This is a genomic window from Kitasatospora kazusensis (genome assembly GCF_039529945.1).
Classification (GTDB): Bacteria; Actinomycetota; Actinomycetes; order Streptomycetales; family Streptomycetaceae; genus Kitasatospora; species Kitasatospora kazusensis.
Genome location: NZ_BAAANT010000005.1, coordinates 188383 through 206287 on the forward strand (window position 1 = coordinate 188383; position 17905 = coordinate 206287).

9 protein-coding genes are annotated in these 17905 nt (G+C 72.3%); 7 read left to right on the top strand and 2 right to left on the bottom strand.

Annotated features, from left to right (window positions below):
* The first annotated feature begins 14 nt into the window (after nucleotides 1–14).
* The 5 genes from ABD330_RS06985 to fahA all read left to right on the top strand — a co-directional run bounded on the left by ABD330_RS06985 (nucleotide 15) and on the right by fahA (nucleotide 5920).
* Nucleotides 15–1325, top strand: a complete 1311-nt coding sequence (locus tag ABD330_RS06985; protein ID WP_344461886.1) for a phosphoribosyltransferase family protein — start codon at nucleotides 15–17, stop codon at nucleotides 1323–1325.
* A gap of 154 nt (nucleotides 1326–1479) precedes the next feature.
* Complete coding sequence (gene hppD, locus ABD330_RS06990) at nucleotides 1480–2688, top strand: 4-hydroxyphenylpyruvate dioxygenase (RefSeq protein WP_344461888.1); 1209 nt, start codon at nucleotides 1480–1482, stop codon at nucleotides 2686–2688.
* A gap of 21 nt (nucleotides 2689–2709) precedes the next feature.
* Nucleotides 2710–3912 (top strand): homogentisate 1,2-dioxygenase, encoded by a 1203-nt coding sequence (locus ABD330_RS06995; protein ID WP_344461890.1) that lies wholly within the window; start codon nucleotides 2710–2712, stop codon nucleotides 3910–3912.
* Entirely contained in the window at nucleotides 3909–4712 is an 804-nt protein-coding gene (locus tag ABD330_RS07000) for a hypothetical protein (RefSeq protein ID WP_344461892.1), read from the top strand. Before ABD330_RS06995 ends, ABD330_RS07000 begins: the two co-directional genes overlap by 4 nt.
* Nucleotides 4709–5920, top strand: a complete 1212-nt coding sequence (gene fahA / locus ABD330_RS07005; RefSeq protein ID WP_344461894.1) for a fumarylacetoacetase — start codon at nucleotides 4709–4711, stop codon at nucleotides 5918–5920. The genes ABD330_RS07000 and fahA overlap by 4 nt, the downstream gene beginning before the upstream one ends.
* A gap of 128 nt (nucleotides 5921–6048) precedes the next feature.
* Here the strand turns inward: fahA and ABD330_RS07010 are convergent, their stop codons facing one another.
* On the bottom strand, nucleotides 6049–6285 hold the full coding sequence (locus tag ABD330_RS07010) for a hypothetical protein (RefSeq protein ID WP_344461896.1): 237 nt from the start codon (nucleotides 6283–6285) through the stop codon (nucleotides 6049–6051).
* 3 nt (nucleotides 6286–6288) lie between these two features.
* Nucleotides 6289–15300: a polymorphic toxin-type HINT domain-containing protein gene (locus ABD330_RS07015; RefSeq protein WP_344461898.1), complete on the bottom strand. Its 9012-nt coding sequence runs from the start codon at nucleotides 15298–15300 to the stop codon at nucleotides 6289–6291.
* A 408-nt stretch (nucleotides 15301–15708) separates the two neighbouring features.
* Between ABD330_RS07015 and ABD330_RS07020 the strand changes: the two genes are divergently transcribed.
* Nucleotides 15709–16185 carry a hypothetical protein gene (locus ABD330_RS07020; protein ID WP_344461900.1) on the top strand — a complete coding sequence of 159 codons (477 nt, stop codon included), beginning with the start codon at nucleotides 15709–15711 and terminating at the stop codon, nucleotides 16183–16185.
* A gap of 402 nt (nucleotides 16186–16587) precedes the next feature.
* Complete coding sequence (locus ABD330_RS07025) at nucleotides 16588–17871, top strand: extracellular solute-binding protein (protein WP_344461902.1); 1284 nt, start codon at nucleotides 16588–16590, stop codon at nucleotides 17869–17871.
* The last annotated feature ends 34 nt before the right edge of the window (nucleotides 17872–17905 follow it).

A 17905-nucleotide genomic window follows, 5' to 3' on the forward strand; every position in this document is an offset into this window, starting at 1 on the left:
CCGGAGGCCGTGCCATGAACTACACCGACCGAACGGAGGCCGGCCGTCGGCTGGCGGCCGAGCTGACCCATCTGCGCGGGGCCGATCCGGTGGTGGTGGGGCTGCCGCGCGGCGGGGTGCCGGTGGCGGCGGAGGTGGCGGGGGCACTCGGGGCGCCGTTGGACATCTGTGTGATCCGCAAGCTGGGGGTGCCGTTCCAGCCGGAGCTGGCGATGGGGGCGATCGGCGAGGGCGGGGCGCGGGTGCTGAACGACCGGGTGATCCGGGGGGCCGCGATCACGGCGGAGCAGCTCGACCGGGTGGAGCGGACGGAGCGGACGGAGCTGGAGCGGCGGGCCGTCCGGTACCGGCGCGGGCGCGACGGCGTCGACCTGCGCGGCCGTACCGTCCTCGTGGTGGACGACGGTCTCGCCACCGGTTCGACCGCCAAGGCGGCCTGCCGGATCGTCCGGGCCAGGGGCGCCGCGCGGGTGGTGCTCGCGGTGCCGGTCGCGCCCGCCGACTGGCGGAGCACCATGGCGGGGACGGCCGACGAGCTGGTCTGCCCGTTCACCCCCGCGCGGTTCTACGCCATCGGGGAGTTCTACGCCGACTTCGGGCAGACCGGCGACGCGGAGGTGCTCGCCTGTCTGGACGCGGCGGCGGACGGTACCCCTGCCGTGGAGCGCGAGCTGGAGATCCAGGCGCCGGGGGCGCGGCTGGCCGGCGAGCTGGCCCTCCCGCACCGGGCGGCCGGCGTGGTCCTGTTCGCGCACGGCAGCGGCAGCAGCCGGCACAGCCCGCGCAACCGCCGAGTGGCCGCCGCGCTGAACCGTGCCGGTCTCGGGACACTGCTGCTCGACCTGCTGACGGCCGACGAGGAGCCGGACCGGCACAAGGTCTTCGACCCCGAGCTGCTCGCCGACCGGCTGGGCGCGGCGACCCGCCGGCTGGCCGACGAGCCGGGCACCGACGGGCTCCCGTTCGGGTACTTCGGGGCGAGCACCGGCGCCGCCGCCGCGCTGTGGGCGGCGGCGGAGCACGGTGACCGGGTGGCCGCGGTGGTGTCCCGGGGCGGGCGGCCCGATCTGGCGGGCGAGCGACTGGCCAAAGTGCGCGCCCCGACGCTGTTGATCGTCGGCGGGGCCGACCGGGCGGTCCTGGAGCTGAACCGGCAGGCCAGGGCGCTGCTGCGGTGCGAGAGTGGTCTGGCCGTCGTCCCCGACGCCACCCACCTCTTCGAGGAGCCCCGCGCGCTGGAGACCGTCGCCGAGCTGGCCGCGGAGTGGTTCGGCCGGTGGTTCACCCGGTTCGCGGAGGCCGGGGACGATCACTGGACAATCTGAGCAGTGAGAACAGGGCCAGGCTGCTCATCTTGTACACATTGAGCAGTCAGGACCGGAGCTGTTGCCCAATCCGCCCGACAGGAGCAAGCTCACCCCTCAACCGCGCACACCCACCCCAGTGCCGCGCGGAAGCCTCAACGTGGAGGAACCACCGATGACCGCGAACACCATTGAACTGACCCCCGAGGAGCGGGAGGCCGGTCTCGACGCCGAGCAGCTGCGCCGCCTGGTGGGCCTGGTCGAGCACGACGCGGCCGCTGACCCCTTCCCGGTGATCGCCCAGGACGCGGTCGTCTTCGTGGTCGGCAACGCCACCCAGGCGGCCCACCACTACCAGTCGGTGTTCGGCATGGAGCTGGTGGCCTACTCGGGCCCGGAGACCGGCCGCCGCGACCGCAAGGCGTTCGTGCTGCGCTCGGGCTCCTGCCGGTTCGTGATCAAGGGCGGCGTCGCCCTGGACAGCGAGCTGCTCGACCACCACCGCCGGCACGGCGACGGCGTGGTCGACCTGGCCCTTGAGGTCCCGGACGTGGACAAGTGCATCGAGCACGCCCGCGCCCAGGGCGCCCGCATCCTGGAGGAGCCGAACGACGTCTCGGACGAGCACGGCACCATCCGCCGCGCCGCCATCGCGACCTACGGCGAGACCCGCCACACGCTGGTCGACCGCTCCCGCTACACCGGCCCCTACCTGCCGGGCTACGTCGCCGCCGAGACCAAGGTGCAGCGTCCCGAGGGCCACCCCAAGCGGCTGTTCCAGGCCCTGGACCACGCGGTCGGCAACGTCGAGCTCGGCAAGATGGACGAGTGGGTCGGCTTCTACAACCGCGTCATGGGCTTCGAGAACCTGGCCGAGTTCGTCGGCGACGACATCGCCACCGACTACTCCGCGCTGATGAGCAAGGTGGTCGCCAGCGGCAACCACCGGGTGAAGTTCCCGCTCAACGAGCCGGCCATCGCCAAGAAGAAGTCGCAGATCGACGAGTACCTGGAGTTCTACGGCGGCCCCGGCTGCCAGCACCTGGCGCTCGCCACCAACGACATCCTCACCACCGTGGACATCCTGCGCGCCAACGGCGTGGAGTTCCTCACCACCCCCGACTCGTACTACGACGACCCGGAGCTGCGGGCCCGGATCGGGCACGTGCGCGTCCCGGTCGAGGAGCTCAAGAAGCGCGGCATCCTGGTCGACCGGGACGAGGACGGCTACCTGCTGCAGATCTTCACCAAGCCGCAGGGCGACCGGCCGACGGTCTTCTTCGAGTTCATCGAACGGCATGGTTCACTCGGTTTCGGCAAGGGCAACTTCAAGGCGCTCTTCGAGTCGATCGAGCGCGAGCAGGACAAGCGCGGCAACCTCTGAGCCCCCGAGGGAGACCAGGTCATGGCGCACTACCGGCAGCTGGGCGACATACCGCCCAAGCGGCACACGCAGCACCGCACGCCCGAAGGCGGGCTGTACTACGAGGAGTTGATGGGTGAGGAGGGGTTCTCCTCGGACTCCTCGCTGCTCTACCACCGGGGCATTCCGTCCGCGCTGGTGAACGCCCGGGTGTGGGAGCTGCCCGAGCAGGCGACCGTCCCGAACCTGCCGCTGCTCCCCCGCCACCTGAAGCTGCACGAGCTGTTCCAGGGCGAGGAGTGGAAGAACACCGACGCCGTCACCGGCCGCCGCCTGCTGCTGGGCAACGGCGACGTCCGGATCTCCTACGTCGCCGCCGGCGCGCCGAGCGAGCTCTACCGCAACGGGCTCGGCGACGAGTGCGTGTACGTGGAGTCGGGCTCCGGGGTGCTGGAGACGGTCTTCGGCACGCTGGAGGTCGGCCAGGGCGACTACGTGATCATCCCCCGGGCCACCACCCACCGCTGGGTGCCCGGCGGCGACGAGCCGCTGCGCGCGTACTGCATCGAGGCGAACAGCCACATCACGCCGCCCAAGCGCTACCTGTCGCGCTTCGGGCAGCTGCTGGAGCACGCGCCGTACTGCGAGCGCGACCTGCGCGGGCCGGTCGGGCCGCTGCTGGTGGACGCCACCGACGTCGACGTGCTGGTCAAGCACCGGGGACCGTCCGGCGTGGTCGGCACCCGGTACACCGTGCCGCACCACCCGTTCGACGTGGTCGGCTGGGACGGCTGCCTGTACCCGTACGCGTTCAACATCAGCGACTACGAGCCGATCACCGGGCGGGTCCACCAGCCGCCGCCGGTGCACCAGGTCTTCGAGGGCAACAACTTCGTGATCTGCAACTTCGTGCCGCGCAAGGTGGACTACCACCCGCTGTCGATCCCCGTCCCGTACTACCACGCCAACGTGGACAGTGACGAGGTGATGTTCTACTGCGGCGGCAACTACGAGGCGCGCAAGGGCTCGGGCATCGCCCAGGGCTCGATCTCGCTGCACCCCGGCGGCCACACCCACGGGCCGCAGCCGGGTGCGTACGAGCGCAGCATCGGCGTGGAGTTCTTCGACGAGCTGGCGGTCATGGTGGACACCTTCCGCCCGCTGGAGCTCGGCGAGGGCGCCGGGGCGAGCGAGGACCTGGGCTACGCCTGGACCTGGTCCGGCGGGCGGAGGACGGGGCAGTGACCGTACCCGCCCTGTTCCGGGGGCTGTTCGACGACGCGGCGGTGTTCCCGCCGGGGGACCTGCCGCTCGCCGAGGCGGTGCCCGCGCACCTGGGGCACCGCGCCGCGGCGTACGCCGATTCGGTCGGGCCGTTCCTCTGCGGGGCCGGCCTGCTGGGCGAACTGGCCCGGCTGGCCGAGCCGGGCCTGCGGGTCGGGCTGGTGCTGCCGGGGGGCAGCGACCAGCTCGTCCCGGCGCTCGAAGCGGCCTCCGCGCTCACGGTGACCGGGGTCGAACTGGCCGCCACCGACGTCCGGGCCGCCGTCGCGGCGCTGGACGAGCACCTGCCGAAGGACGTCTGGGGCACGGTCGAAATCCCGCGCGGAGCAAGCCTGCCGGACGCGCTGGACGCGCTCGCCGGGACGCCGTACCGGGCCAAGTACCGCACCGGCGGCCTCACCGCCGAGGCCTTCCCCTCCGAGCGGGAGCTGGCCGCCTTCCTGGCCGGCTGCGCCGAGCGCGGGCTGCCGTACAAGTGCACGGCCGGGCTGCACAACGCCGTCCGGCACACCGACGCGGTGACCGGGTTCGAGCACCACGGCTTCCTGAACGTCCTGTTGGCGGCGGCGGAGCCGGACCGGGCCGCCGAGCTGCTGGCCGAGCGCTCCGGGGCCGTCCTCGCCTCCGCCGCAGGTGACCTGACGGACACTCAGATCGCCGACCTGCGGCGTTCCTTCACCGCGTTCGGGACCTGCAGCGTCATCGAACCCCTCGTCGACCTGGCCGAACTCGGCCTGGTCCCGCCCCTGGAGAACCATTGACCAGCTGGCTCGCCTCCGCGCAGGACTCGCCCTTCGGCCTGCACAACCTGCCGTACGGCGTCTTCACCGCGCCGGACCAGCCCGGCCGCCGCCGGATCGGCGTCGCCGTCGGCGACTTCGTGCTGGACGCCGGGGCCGCCGCCCGCGCGGCCGGGGAGCCCTCGGTGCTGCTCGACGCGGACTCGCTGGGCCCGCTGCTGGCGGCGGGCCGTCCGGCCTGGACGGCCGTGCGCGCCTCGCTCACGGCCTGGCTGGGCGACGAGTCGTACCGGGCCGCGATCAGCCCCTGCCTGCTGCCGCGCGGCGAGGTCGAGCTGCACCTGCCGTTCGAGGTCGCCGACTACGTCGACTTCTACGCCTCCGAGCACCACGCGACCAACCTCGGCAAGATCTTCCGTCCGGGCTCCGAACCGCTGACGCCCAACTGGAAGCACCTGCCGATCGGTTACCACGGCCGGGCCGGCACCGTGGTGGTCTCCGGCACCCCGGTCGTCCGCCCGCAGGGGCAGCGCAAGGCGCCGAGCGAGGCCCTGCCGTCCTTCGGCCCCTCGCGCCGGCTCGACATCGAGGCCGAGGTCGGCTTCGTGGTCGGCGCCGGGTCGGAGCTCGGCAAGCCCGTCCCGCTGGCCGACTTCCGCGAGCACGTGTTCGGCGTACTGCTGCTCAACGACTGGTCGGCCCGCGATATCCAGGCCTGGGAGTACGTGCCGCTCGGCCCCTTCCTCGGCAAGTCCTTCGCCACCTCGGTCTCACCCTGGGTCGTCCCGCTGGACGCCCTGGAGGCCGCCCGGGTCACCCCGCCGACCCGCGACGTCGAGCCGCTCCCGTACCTCGACGACCGCGAGGGCGAGGCCTGGGGCCTGGACATCGCGATGGAGGTCCGCCTCAACGGCCACCCCGTCTCGCACCCGCCGTTCGCCGCGATGTACTGGACGGCCGCCCAGCAGCTCGCCCACATGACCGCCAACGGCGCGAGCCTGCGCCCGGGCGACCTGTTCGCCTCCGGCACGGTCAGCGGCCCCGAGGTCGAGACCCGCGGCGCCCTGATCGAACTCACCTGGAACGGCGAGAACCCCGTCAAGCTCCCCGACGGCACGACGCGTACGTTCCTGGAGGACGGCGACGAGGTCACCATCACCGCGACCGCCCCCGGCCCGGACGGGACGGTCATCGGCTTCGGCGAGGTGACAGGGCGCATCGTCCCCTGACCGGCCGGACGGCACAACGGCGAAGGCCGCACCCTCCTGGAGGGTGCGGCCTTCTGAATTCCGGCTCGCAGTCAGAACGCGGCCCCGCCAGGACTGACCTTGGCGGGGCCGACGCTATGCCGTGCCGTTCAGAGCTGGATCTCGTTGCGCAGGTATTCGGCGGAGAGACCGCCTTCATACCAACCGCCGATGTCCTGCATCTGCGGGATCGACAAGCCGAACGCGACGCGATAGTGGTTCAGGATGACGATCGACCGTTGCCTGAACTCGTCGTGGTTCTCCCGCATGTGCTCAGCGATCTGGACGATGTCCATCCCCAGAGCGGCCAATCGCCGGAGTTCTGCGACCCAGTCTTGCTCTGCCATGTCCTACGGCCTCCTGAAATCTGCCGAAACCGCAGCGTACCCGCCATCCGCGGCGGGGACGGCACGCGAGATCCGAACGCTGGTGAACCCGTAGTCTGCGGCACGCAGGCCCGTCCAGGTCGCCCTCGCAGCCGTCTTCTCCGGCATCCCTTCCGCAATCAGCTTGTTGAACGCGGCCAGGTTGTCGCCGTACGACCAGTTGCCCTGGATCATCTCGACCCGGTCGCCGAAGTGCTCCATCACCATCTGGAACATCTGCTTGCCCGAGATGGTCGAACCGTCGAGCCGGTCCATGCCCAGGGTCAGCTTGCCCGTCCACGCGTCGAGGATTCCGATGGTCATCGTCCCACTCGCCGGGTGGGCGATGGTGATCCCGTCCTCCGTCGCCTCGACCGTGACACCGACCGGGCAGTCGAAGTTGTGCACCAGCACCGGTGTACGGCCCGCAAGCACGAAATAGGTGTGCAGGTCACTGACGGTCAGGTCGTAGGTGACCATCGCAGAGGTGTAGTTGCGCACCTCCAGGACCGTCACCGGAGTCGACCCGGCGCTCTGAAGGCGGTCACCCACCGTCAGCCGGGATGCATCGACAAATGCCTGGCGGGTCAGATCGTAGTACGGGTGGTTCTGGGTGCCAGTGATCTTCCCCCGGCCCTCCGGTCCGCTGACCGTGAGGTCGGTGAACTCGGTGTCGGTGCGGGTGGTGAACGCGTTCTCGACGCGGTGCCGCTCGACCCCACCACCAGGCGCGGCATTCTCGACCATGTCGCCGCCGCGGACGTCCTGGATCGGCTTGACGCTGCCGTCCGCCATCAGGACGCCGGTACCGGCGGAGAAGCTGTGCGTAGGTACACAGGGGAGGAAGGTCTGGAGAAGATCCTTGATCATGACCGGCTTCAGAGCCTGGCTGAACCTGGACATTACGAACGCGTCGATCGCTGCGGCCTTGGCCGTCTGGGTCAGCACATTGACTGCGGCCTCAACACCGACCATTTTGCCGATGACCCAGGCGGCCCGGACTGCGAGAGCAGCTTTGAGAAAGGCCTTCAGCGCAAGCGGAATGACGATGCTGCCGACCGCCATGAGGCAGTCGTTGCTGGTGGGGTCGAGGTGCTTGAGGTCCTTGGCGCATTGGACGAAGTTGCTGATCATGCTGTAGGCGAGCGTCTTGGTGAAGGTCTTGTCCTGCTGCCACATATCGACGTTGAAGACCCGGTGCTGCGTGACGTCGATGGGCACCGAGCCGAAGGAGTCCTTCTGGTACTGGCCGGTCTGGATGCACTGGGCCGCAGGTGCGTTGGGCAGCGAACACGTCACCAGGTACACCATCCCGGAACCGGTGATGTGGACATCAGCCGGCAGGCTGCAGTGGAGCGGGTGATCCGGGTTCCACTTGCACTGGTCGGTGGCGTGCGCATCCGCCTTCAGGTCCACAGGCTCGATGACCAGACCCGGAAGGTCCGAGTCCGAGGCCACCGGGGTGTCCGTCGCCGCGGGCGGATTCTGATCCAACTGAGCGGCACCCTCAGCGATCTGCGCGGACTCCCGTGCGTCCGCCTGGGCGGTGGACGCCGCCTGATTCGCGGAGTTCGCCGATGTCTGGGCGTCGGTCGCGTTGGAGGCCGCGTCGTCCGCCGAATCCCTCGCGTTGGCCGCCGCCGTGTGCGCTGCCGCCGCGTCCGTCTCGCCCGCCGTCGCCGCCGCGTTGGCGGCCGCGGCGTCGTTGCCTGCGGCGGCCGCCGACAGGCCCGCGTTCCAGGCGTCGCTCTGGGCCTGGGTGTCGGTGACGTGGAGCTGGTCGGCGCCGGCCTTGGCGTCCTTGGCGTCGGAGGCCGCCTGGGCCGCCGACTTGAGGGCGTCGGAGGCCGAGCGGGAGGCCTTGGCGGCCGAGGCCGCCGCGTCCGCCGCCGCCTGGGCCGCCAGCTTGGCGTCCCCGTTAGCCCGGTTCGCCGCGTCCTGGGCCGCGGCCGCGAAGGCCGCCGCCTCGGTGGCGCGGACGTCCGCGACGACCGCCTCCTGCTGTGCCAGCGTCTTGGAGGTGTCGGCGACAGCGACAGCGAGACCGGCGGTGGCGTCGGTGGCCGCGAACGCGATACCGAGCTGGATCGCCTGGTCGGCGGGCGCCGTCACCGCGTTCGCGGTGTCGCGGGCGATCTCCGACTGCTGCGATGCGGCGTACGCCTGACCGGCAGCGGTGGCGCTGTCGGCGGTGGCTCCGTCGGCCTCCTTCTGGGCTCCGTCGGCCGCCGCCTTGGCGTTGGCCGAGTCCGTTGCGGCCTGCTTGGCCAGCGCGTTGGCCGCGTTGGAGTTCTGCGCTGCCACTCCTGCCTGGCTGATCGCGTCGGCTGCCAGGGCGTCGCCCTGAGCGGCGTTGGCCCGGGTCTGGGCCGCCGCCGAGTCGGCCACCTTGGCCGCCGCCATCGACTTGGCAGCCGCCGCACCGCTGGTGGTCGCGGCAGCGCGTGCTGCCACGGCGGCATCGGTCGCGGTCCTGGCGTCGGCGTCCGCCTGGTCGGCCGCCTGGGCAGCCGCGTCGGCGTCCAGACCGGCCTGCTTGGCAGCGGCCGTCGCACCGTCCGCCGCGCTCGTCCCGACCGCCGCGTCAGCCGCCGCGTCGGCGGCAGCAGCCTTGGCACTGGACGAGTCGAACGCCGTCCGGGCCGCATCGGCCCGCGACTTGGCAGCCGCCGCGTTGCTCTCGGCCTTCTGCGCGGTGGCGTTGTCGTTCGCCGCGTTACCGGCGTCCGTCGCTGCCGCCGCGTCGCTGCTCGCCGCAGCAGCGGCCTGCTGCTGCGCCGCCGCGTTCGCCGTGGCCGCGGCGTTGCGCTGGGTCTCCGCCGTCGCCTTCGCGGTGGCGGCGTTCTGACGTTCCGTCGCAGCCGTGGCGGCGGCGGCCTTGGCGCGCGCCGCCGCGTCGTTGGAGCCGGCCTGGAGGGTGGCGATGGTCGCCTTGTCCTTGGCCGCGACGGCTGCCGCCGTCGCCGCCGCGTCCGCCTTGTCCTGCGCGGCGACGGCGTCGGCCGCCGCCTTCTGCGCGTCGTCCTGCGCGGTGGCGCGCAGGAAGGCGGCACGGGCCGCGTGCGCCTGGGCGCTGGCGTTGGCCAGCAGGGCGCCGCTGTCCGCGACGGTGGCGTTGGTGGCCGCGACGGCGGTCTTCATGGCCAGCGCGGTCGCCTGGGTGGCGGCCGCGGCGGCCTTGGTGACCTGGGCCGATTCGGTCGCGTAGGAGAGCCCGCGACCCGCCGGCAGGCCGTTGGCGCCCGCCGACTGGCCGGCGGAGGTGACCGCGGCCGAGGCCGAGTCGTCCGCCGCCTGGGCGTCGGCCGCGTTCTGGGTGGCCGTCGCCGACAGGGCGTCGACCCGCGACTTGACGGCGGCCAGGTCGTCGGTGACCGAGACCGGCTTGCCGTCGGACGAGAAGTTCCCGCCCATCGTGGTGGGCCAGTCCTTGATGTACGTGTTCCACGCGCTGTGCGGGTCCGCCTGGGCCTGCATCAGGTTGTTGGCGACCCAGGCGTTGCCCAGGGCGTCGTGCATCGCCTCGGCGCTGGACTGCAGCGCCGTCAGCGCCTTGATCTCGGCGTTGGCGATGTCGGTGCGCTGCTGCGCCTGGCCGGCGTACTCGGCCTCCCACTCGGCCGAGGCGGTCTCCTCGACCTCGACCATGACCTGGTTCGGGTCCTGCGGGTTGGTCGGGTCACCGCTGGCCCAGCGGGTCTTCAGGCTCTCGACTTCGAGCCGGAACTCCGCGCTGCCCTTGGCCGGGGCGACGGTCGGGAAGCCGTTGTACTGGATGAACCGCCGGACGTCGTCCGCCGAGCCGCGGGTCTGCGGCGAGGCGAGCATGATCGACCACAGGTTCCACGGATCACCGTTCGCGGCGATCTTGTCCTTCAGGATCTGCGCGACCCGGTCCAGCGCGGCCTGGCTGGCCTGCGGCACCTCCGGGGTCGCTCCGTAGCCGGCCGCCCGGCCCACCCTCAGGTAGGCGTTCCCGGTGTCCAGGAACTGGGTGACGGCGGTGTCGTACTGGGGCTCGGTGTGGGCGAAATCGGTGGTGAAGTACTTCCAGACGGTCTGCTGCCGGTCCTGGGTGCGCTGGTACCGGCCGCTCGCGGCGTCGCGGGCGGCGACGACGTCGGCGTTCCAGGCGTTCCACATGTCCGGGTTGAAGAAGGACCACGATGCCGCGTCGGCCTGGCCGGGCCCGGCGAGCCGGGTGGTCGCCAGGGTCTTGGAGGCGACCCCGCCGACGTGCAGCAGGTAGGCCAGGTTCGCCCGCCCGATCCGGATCTGGGCCTGGTTGTCCATGATCTTCGCCCGGGCGTCCAGGTCGTGCCGGGCCTGGGCGGCCTGCTGCGCGGCCGCGACCTGCGCGGCGAGCGCGGCCTCGTCCTTGCGCAGCTGCTGCTCGGCGGCCGTGGCGGACTGCTCCGCCGTCGCCGAGTCGGCGGCCGCTGTGGCGGCGGACTTCTCCGCGGCCGTCGCGGAGGCGGCTGCCTGGTCCGCCGTGCCGCGCGCCGACTTGGCGTCGGCGTCGGCGGAGGCGGAGGCTGCGGCGGCGGCCGCGGCGTCCTTCTCGCCTGCGGTCGCGGCGGCTGCCGCGGCCTGCGAGTCGGTGTTCGCGTCCAGCGCGGACTGGGACGCGGCCTTCGCCTGGGCCTGGGCCTGGGCGTCGATCGCGGCGGTCTGCGTGGCAGCCGACTTGGCCGCGGCCGCGTCGGAGGCGGCAGCGGCGGAGGACTGCTGCGCCGCGTCCGCCGAAGCGGCGGCCTGGGCGGCGGAGGCCGCCGCATCGGAGGCGGCCTGGGCCGCGAGCTTCCCGTCGCCGGTCGCCTGGGCGGCCAGTGCGGCGGCCTGGGTGGCCAGGGTTGCGGCCTGCGCCGAGGCGGCGTCGGCGACGGCGGTCTGCTGCTGGGCGAACGTCAGCGCGCCCTGCGAGGCGAGCGTCGCGAGACCGGCCGAGGAGTCGGTCAGCGCGTACGGAGCGCCGAGCGCGATCGCCGTATTCGCCGGGGCGGTCACCGCGGCTGCGGCGTCCCGGGCGGTGGCGGCGGCCTGCGCGGTGGCGTACGCCTGGCCGGCGGCCGTGGCGCTCGCGGCGACGGCGTTGTCGACCTGCTGGGAGGCCGCCACCGCCTTGGTGTCGGCCGCCAGCGCGGCCTGGCCCGCCTGCGAGGCGAGGTTCGCCGCGTCGGAGGCGTTCTTGGCGGCGGTCTGCGACTTGGTGATCGCGGTCGCCGCGGCGGCTTCCGCGTCCATCGCGGTCGACCAGGTCAGCAGCGCGTTGGCGTCGGCGTCGGCCGCCCACGCGGTGGCGCGGGCCGAAGCCGCCGCCGCGGTGGTGGCCGCCGTCCGTGCCGCGACCGCCGCGTCGGTGGCGGTCTTCGCCTGGGCCGAGGCCTGGTCGGAGGCGGTCGCCGCCTGCGCGGCGGCGGTGGCGGCCTGCTGAGCGGCCGTCTGGGCGTCGGCCGCGGCGGCCGTACCCTGGGCGGCCACCGCGGCGGCGGCCAGGGCCTGTGCGTCGGCGGTCGCCACGTCCTTCTTCTGCTGGGCGACGGCGGCCGCGTTCCGGGCGGCGGCGGCCTGGTCCTCGGCCAGCTTGGCCGCCGAGGCCTTGGTGGCGGCGTCGCTGCTCGCGGCCTGGGACTTGCCGCGGCTGTCGCCGGCGGCCTTGGCCTTGTCCAGCGCACCGGCCAGCGCCTGCTTGGCGCCGGTCCGCTGGGTCTCGGCGTCCGCCTTGGCGTTGGCGGCGTTCTGCCGCTCGGTGGCCGCGTTGGCGGCGGCCGCCTTGGCCCGGTCGTTCGCCGCGCTCGCGTCGGCCTGGTCCTGGACGGCCTGGCCCTTCGCGGTGGCGACGTCGGCGGCGGCCGAGGCGGCGGCGGCCGCCCGGGTCTTGGCACCGGCCGCCAGGTCGGCCGCGGTGGCGGCGCTGTCCTGGGCCGACTGGCGCAGGTACTGCGCACGGGCGGCGGCGGCCTGGGCCTGGGAGTTGGCGAGCAGGGTGGCACTGTCGGCGGCGGTGGCACCGGTGGCGGCCACGGCGGTGTCGAGCGCGTTGGCGGTGGCCAGCGCGGCGGCGGCGGAGGACTTGGCGACGTCCCCGGACTGCTGCGCGTAGGCGAGCCCGCGTCCGTGCGGGAGGCCGGCGTCGTCAGCGATCTTGTTGGAGGCGGCGACGGCCGGGTCCACCGTGTCGGCGGCGGCCTTCGCGTCGTTGGCACCCTGGCGGGCGATCGCCGCCTGGGCGGTGACCAGGTTCCGTACCGTCGCCAGGTCGGCGGTGGCCTTGTCCATCGGCTTCGACGGGTTGGCCGCCTGCCACTTGAGGATCTGGCTCGCGGCCCAGGCGTAGCCGAGGGCCTGGTGCATCGCCTCGGTGCCGCTCTGCAGCGCGGTCAGCGACCGCAGCTCCGCGCTGAGGATGTCGGCCCGGGGCTTGGCCTGCGAGGCCTGCTCGGCGAGCCACTCGGCGGAGGCGGTCTCCTCCGCCTCGACCAGGACGTTCTGCCAGTCCACCGGGTTGGTGGTGTCACCGCTCGCCCAGCGGGCCTTGAGCGCCTCGACCTCGATCCGGAACTCCGGGGTGCCCTTGACCGGAGCGGTCTGCGGCATGCCGTTGTACTCGATGAAGCGCCGGACGTCGTCGGCGGAGCCGTTGTTGGTGGTGGTGCCGAGGATCGTGTAGAGGCCGAACGGGTCCTGGCCGCCGTTCTTGGCGATCAGGTCCTTCACGATCGCGGTGACCTTGGCCTGCGCGGCCTGGCTCGCCTTGGCCACCGGCGGAGCCGTCAGGGAGGCGTCGCGGGCGTTGACACCGGCCAACGACATGTAGTCGGTGACGTCGGTGTCGTACTGCGGCAGGTGCGTGTCGGAGGAGGTCGCGTACGGGGCCAGGTACTTCTCCAGGCCCGTGTCGTGCGCGTAGCGGGCGGCCGAGGCCGTCTTCGCGTCGGTGGAGTCCTTGACGAACGCGCTGTCGATGCGCGGGGTGACGAACTGGTTCACGTGCAGGTCGCCACTGGCCGTGAAGGCCACCGGCGCGTCGCTGACCCGTGCGTCGATGAGGCCGAACTGGGCCGAGTTGGCGGCCCAGCTGCCGTCGGTGCGGCGGACGTTGTCCCAGGCCGCGCCGGCGGTGTCGAGCACCACGAGGTGGACCTCGTTGGCGGCGGATCCGGCCGCCGAGACCGACTTGGCGGTGTGCCCGCCGTCGGCGAGCGCCGGGGCCGCCCAGCTGCCGTCGGCGTGCCGCAGCACGTCCCAGGCCTTGCCGTCGTCGGCGACCACCGCGAGGTGCAGCTCGCCGTTCGGCGTGGCGGCGACGGCGACGTGGCCCGCGTGCGGGGCCGTCACCGCCGAGCTCGCCCAACTGCCGTCGGTGTGGCGGACGGTGTCCAGCACGCTGCCGTCGGCCTTCAGTACGCCGAGGTGGACCTCGCCGTTCGGCAGGCCCACCGCCGAGACCGCCCGCGCCGTGCCGCTCTGTTCGGCGACCGCCGGGGTGTCCCAACTGCCGTTGCTGTGGCCGACGATGTCGCGCACGGTGTTGTCGTCACCCAGTACCACGACATGCACGTCGCCGTTCGGCGTCGAGGCCGCCGCGGCGGCGACGGCGTGGTGCGAGCCGTCCACCAGGACGGTGCCCGAGTAGCTGGTGCTCCAGCTGTTCGCGGCGGCGCGGCGGGCCTGGTCCCACACGGTGCCGTCGTCGGCGAGCGAGACGATGTGCAGGTCACCGCCCGGCGCGCCGGTGAGCGCGAGGTCCTTGGTGTGGCCGAAGGCGCCGTCCACCACGAACGGCGCACTCCAGCTGCCCGTACCGGCGCGGCCGGTGCTCCACAGCCGGCCGTCGTCGGCGGTCACGTCCACCTGGAGCTCACCGGTGGCGGCGGCGCCGGCCGAGAGCCCGGTGGCGTGCGGGGCGGCCACGGCGGACCGGGTCCAGCTGCCGTTGGCCTGGAGGGCGTTGTCGGAGACGGTGCCGTCGGCGGCCAGCGTCACGATGTACGGCTGGGCGTTCGGGACGCTCACCGTCGACAGCGCGCGGGCCGTGCCGCTGCCGTCCACCACCGAGGCGGCCGTCCAGCTGCCGTCGGCGTGGCGGGTCTTCTCCCGGACGATCCGGTCGGTGCCGAGCAGGTCGAGCCGTACGTCACCGCTCGCCGTGGCGGCGGCAGCGACGGCCGAGGACGGCGTGGCGCCGCCGTCGGCGGCCGTGACGCCGTCCCAGTTGCCGCTGCTGTGGCGGACGTTCGTCCAGACCTTGCCGTCGGCGGTCAGCAGCTCCAGGTGCAGGTCGTTGTTGGGCAGCCCGGCGACCGCCAGGCCCTTGACCTTGCCCGGAAGGGAGTCGAAGAGGACGGTGCCGGCGACCCCGGTCCCCATGTTGTAGGCCGGGTAGTCGCCCGGGATGTAGGTGTGCTCGTTGACGATGCCGTCGTCGGTGAGCAGTTCGAAGTGCAGCTCGCCGTTGGGCAGCGCGGTCTCGGCGAACGCCACCGTGTGGGTGCCGCCGTCGACCAGGATCGGGCCGGTCCAGTCGCCGTTCGCGAGGCGGACGTTGTCGTAGAGCCTGCCGTCCTTGGTCAGCATCCCCACGTGCAGGTGGCCGTTGGGGAGGGTGGCCTGGGCGCTCTGCGCCACGGCGCCGACACCCTCACCGAGCCCGCCGGCCGAGGTGCGGTTGCCCTTGGAGTCGACGACCGTCTCGGCCGAGGCCGACCCGTAGAACAGCTGGGCCCCGGGCGCGGCAACGGGGTTGCCGCTCATGAGCAGGGCGCCCGCGCCGGCCTTCATGGCGGGACCGCCGGCGTGCATGGCGTGCGCCACCTCGGCCTGGGCCCGGCGGGCGTCGGCCGCGGCGGCCATCGCCTTCACCCGGGTCGGCAGGTCCGGCTGACCGGTTGGCGGCGGCGCCGCGTCGGTGTGCACCACCGGGGCGGCGTGCGCCGTGCCCACGGTGGTGGCGACCAGCGAGGCGGTCATGGCCAGGACGGCCGCCGAGGCGACCACCCGCGATGCCCCTCGTATTCGACCGGTTCTGTACGAAAACACTGCTCGCCCTTCGCGAACCCCGTTCCGGCGAACGGCACTCGCGCAGCGCACATCACGCGCACGCGGCTGACAGCCGTAGCACGTGCGCCCGTTGGAGTCTTGCTCCCCGAAACGAAGACATCCGATGTGATCTAAAACGATCGCAAACTACAGGACAAGTTACCGACCGGCAACAGGTTTGCTCCCACCCGCCACCGGCCACCGCCAGAGCACTCCGCTCCTGTTCAGAGCACTGATGACGATCCATCACCTCTCGGCCACGACGCACCGGACAACCCTGGGAAACCGGTGAAGGCGGGGAGGACCGAAAGGCGGCCGCTATGATCGGCGGCGCCGACTCGCGGCTCGAAACGGGGAATCAGACACATGGTGACGAAGCAGATATCAGGGCGTGCCCTGTCCGCGATCGCTCTGGGAGCGATCGTTCTCCTGGGGGCGGTCGGCTGCTCCTCCGCGAAAACGGAGTCCGCCGCCGGCAAGGCCGCCTCGTCGGCGGCCGCCGGTTCCGGGGCGGCCGGCGCGGCCGGTGCGGCCGCCCAGGGCTCGGGCGGCCCGTGCCGGGACGCCATCAAGCACATCACGGACGCCGGCCAGAAGATCAGCACCGACGCCAAGGACCACGCGAAGGCGGCCGCCGATCTGCAGGACGTGGCCAAGCAGTTCGCCGCCGACGCGGAGAAGATCAAGAACCCGGACGCCAAGAACGCCGCGAAGCAGCTCGGCGAGGTCTACCAGAAGCTCGCCGACAGCGCGAAGAGCAACCAGAGCCCCGACCTCAAGACCCTGCCGACCCAGGTCCAGTCCGCCGTGGCGGCCCTGAGCCAGTGCGCGGCCACCGAGTAGCACCCCCGCATAGCACCCCCCAACCCGGGCCTCACCCGGCCCGATCCGGCCGACCGCCTCCGCTCCCGCCCGCCCAAGGGCAGGGAGCGGAGGCGGTGGCATGTCCGGGCCCGATCCGGGCGGCGGGGGCATCCAGGAGACGGCCAACTTGGTCCGTACCAATCGACGTTATGGGCCGCATGCCCGTTTTGGGATTGCACAGGCTGCAACGAACTCCCTCACTTCCATAACTGGTGTAGACCTATATCCGCCCTACCTGCACTCTGGGACCGTTCCGGGGAACACCCGCTCTGCCCGTCCCAACTGCTCGTGCCTCAAGCACCGTTGCCAGCGCACCGCTGCTTGCCGAGCCGACGGCGCCGTCACGGCCTCCCCTCCCCCATGTCGAAGGCGGTTCCCACGATGAACAAGAAGGTCCTCAACCTCTCCGCGCTCTGTGCCGTGGGTGTCCTGGCCCTGACCGCGTGCGGCAGCAGCAAGAGCAGCGGCAGCGGGGACGGCTCCAAGGCGAGCGGCCCGGTGACGCTCAAGCTGGTCGCGGCCGACTACGGCGACAAGGCGTCCAACTCCTCGCAGGGCTACTGGGGCGACGTGGTCAAGAGCTTCGAGACCGCCAACCCGACCATCAAGGTCGACCTGCAGGTCGTGAACTGGAACGACATCGACAAGCAGGTCAAGACGATGATCCAGAGCGGCAACGTGCCGGACATCCTGCAGACCGGCGGCTACGCCGACAAGGTCACCGACAAGCTGCTCTACCCGGCCGGCGACGTGCTCTCGCCCGCCACCCAGGCGAACTTCATCGACACCTTCGCCAAGGCCGGCCAGGTCGGCGGCACCCAGTACGGCATCCCGTTCGTCTCCTCGGCCCGCGCCTTCTTCTACAACAAGGCGATCTTCACCCAGGCCGGGATCGCCTCGGCACCGCAGACCTGGGCCGACGTCAAGGCCGATGCCGCGCTGATCAAGGCCAAGGTCCCCGGCGTCACCCCGTACGCGCTGCCGCTCGGCCCCGAGGAGGCCCAGGGCGAAAGCATGATGTGGGAGCTCGGCAACGGCGGCGGCTACACCGACTCCTCCGGCAAGTACACCCTCAACAGCCAGGCGAACATCGACACCTTCAGCTGGCTGAAGAGCAACCTGGTGGACGCCGGCCTGACCTACGCCAACCCGGCCACCACCGACCGCAAGACCGCCTTCGCGGACTTCGCCGCCGGCAAGGCCGCCATGCTCAACGGCCACCCCTCCCTGATCCAGATGGCCAAGGACGGCAAGGTCGACTACGCCGCCACCGCCATCCCGGGCAAGGACGGCCCGCTCAAGTCCACGCTGGGCGTGGCCGACTGGATGATGGCGTTCAACAAGAACGGCCACAAGGACGAGATCAGGAAGTTCCTCGACTTCGCGTACTCCAAGGAGAACACGCTGAAGTTCGACGAGGAGTACAACCTGATGCCGGTCACCAAGGACACCCTGGCCGACATGACCGGCAGCGGCAAGCACGCGGACCTCGCGCCGTTCTTCTCGCTGCTCCCGAACGCCTCCTTCTACCCGCTGGGCGACACCACCTGGGACGCCGTCTCCGCCGAGATCAAGAAGAGCGGCGGCACCGCCGTCTCCGGCGACCCGGCCAAGGTCCTGGGCGACCTGCAGAAGAAGGCCGAAGCCGCAGTCGCCGACAAGTAATCCGCCGGCCCCGGCTCTGAGCAGCGCGCGGGAG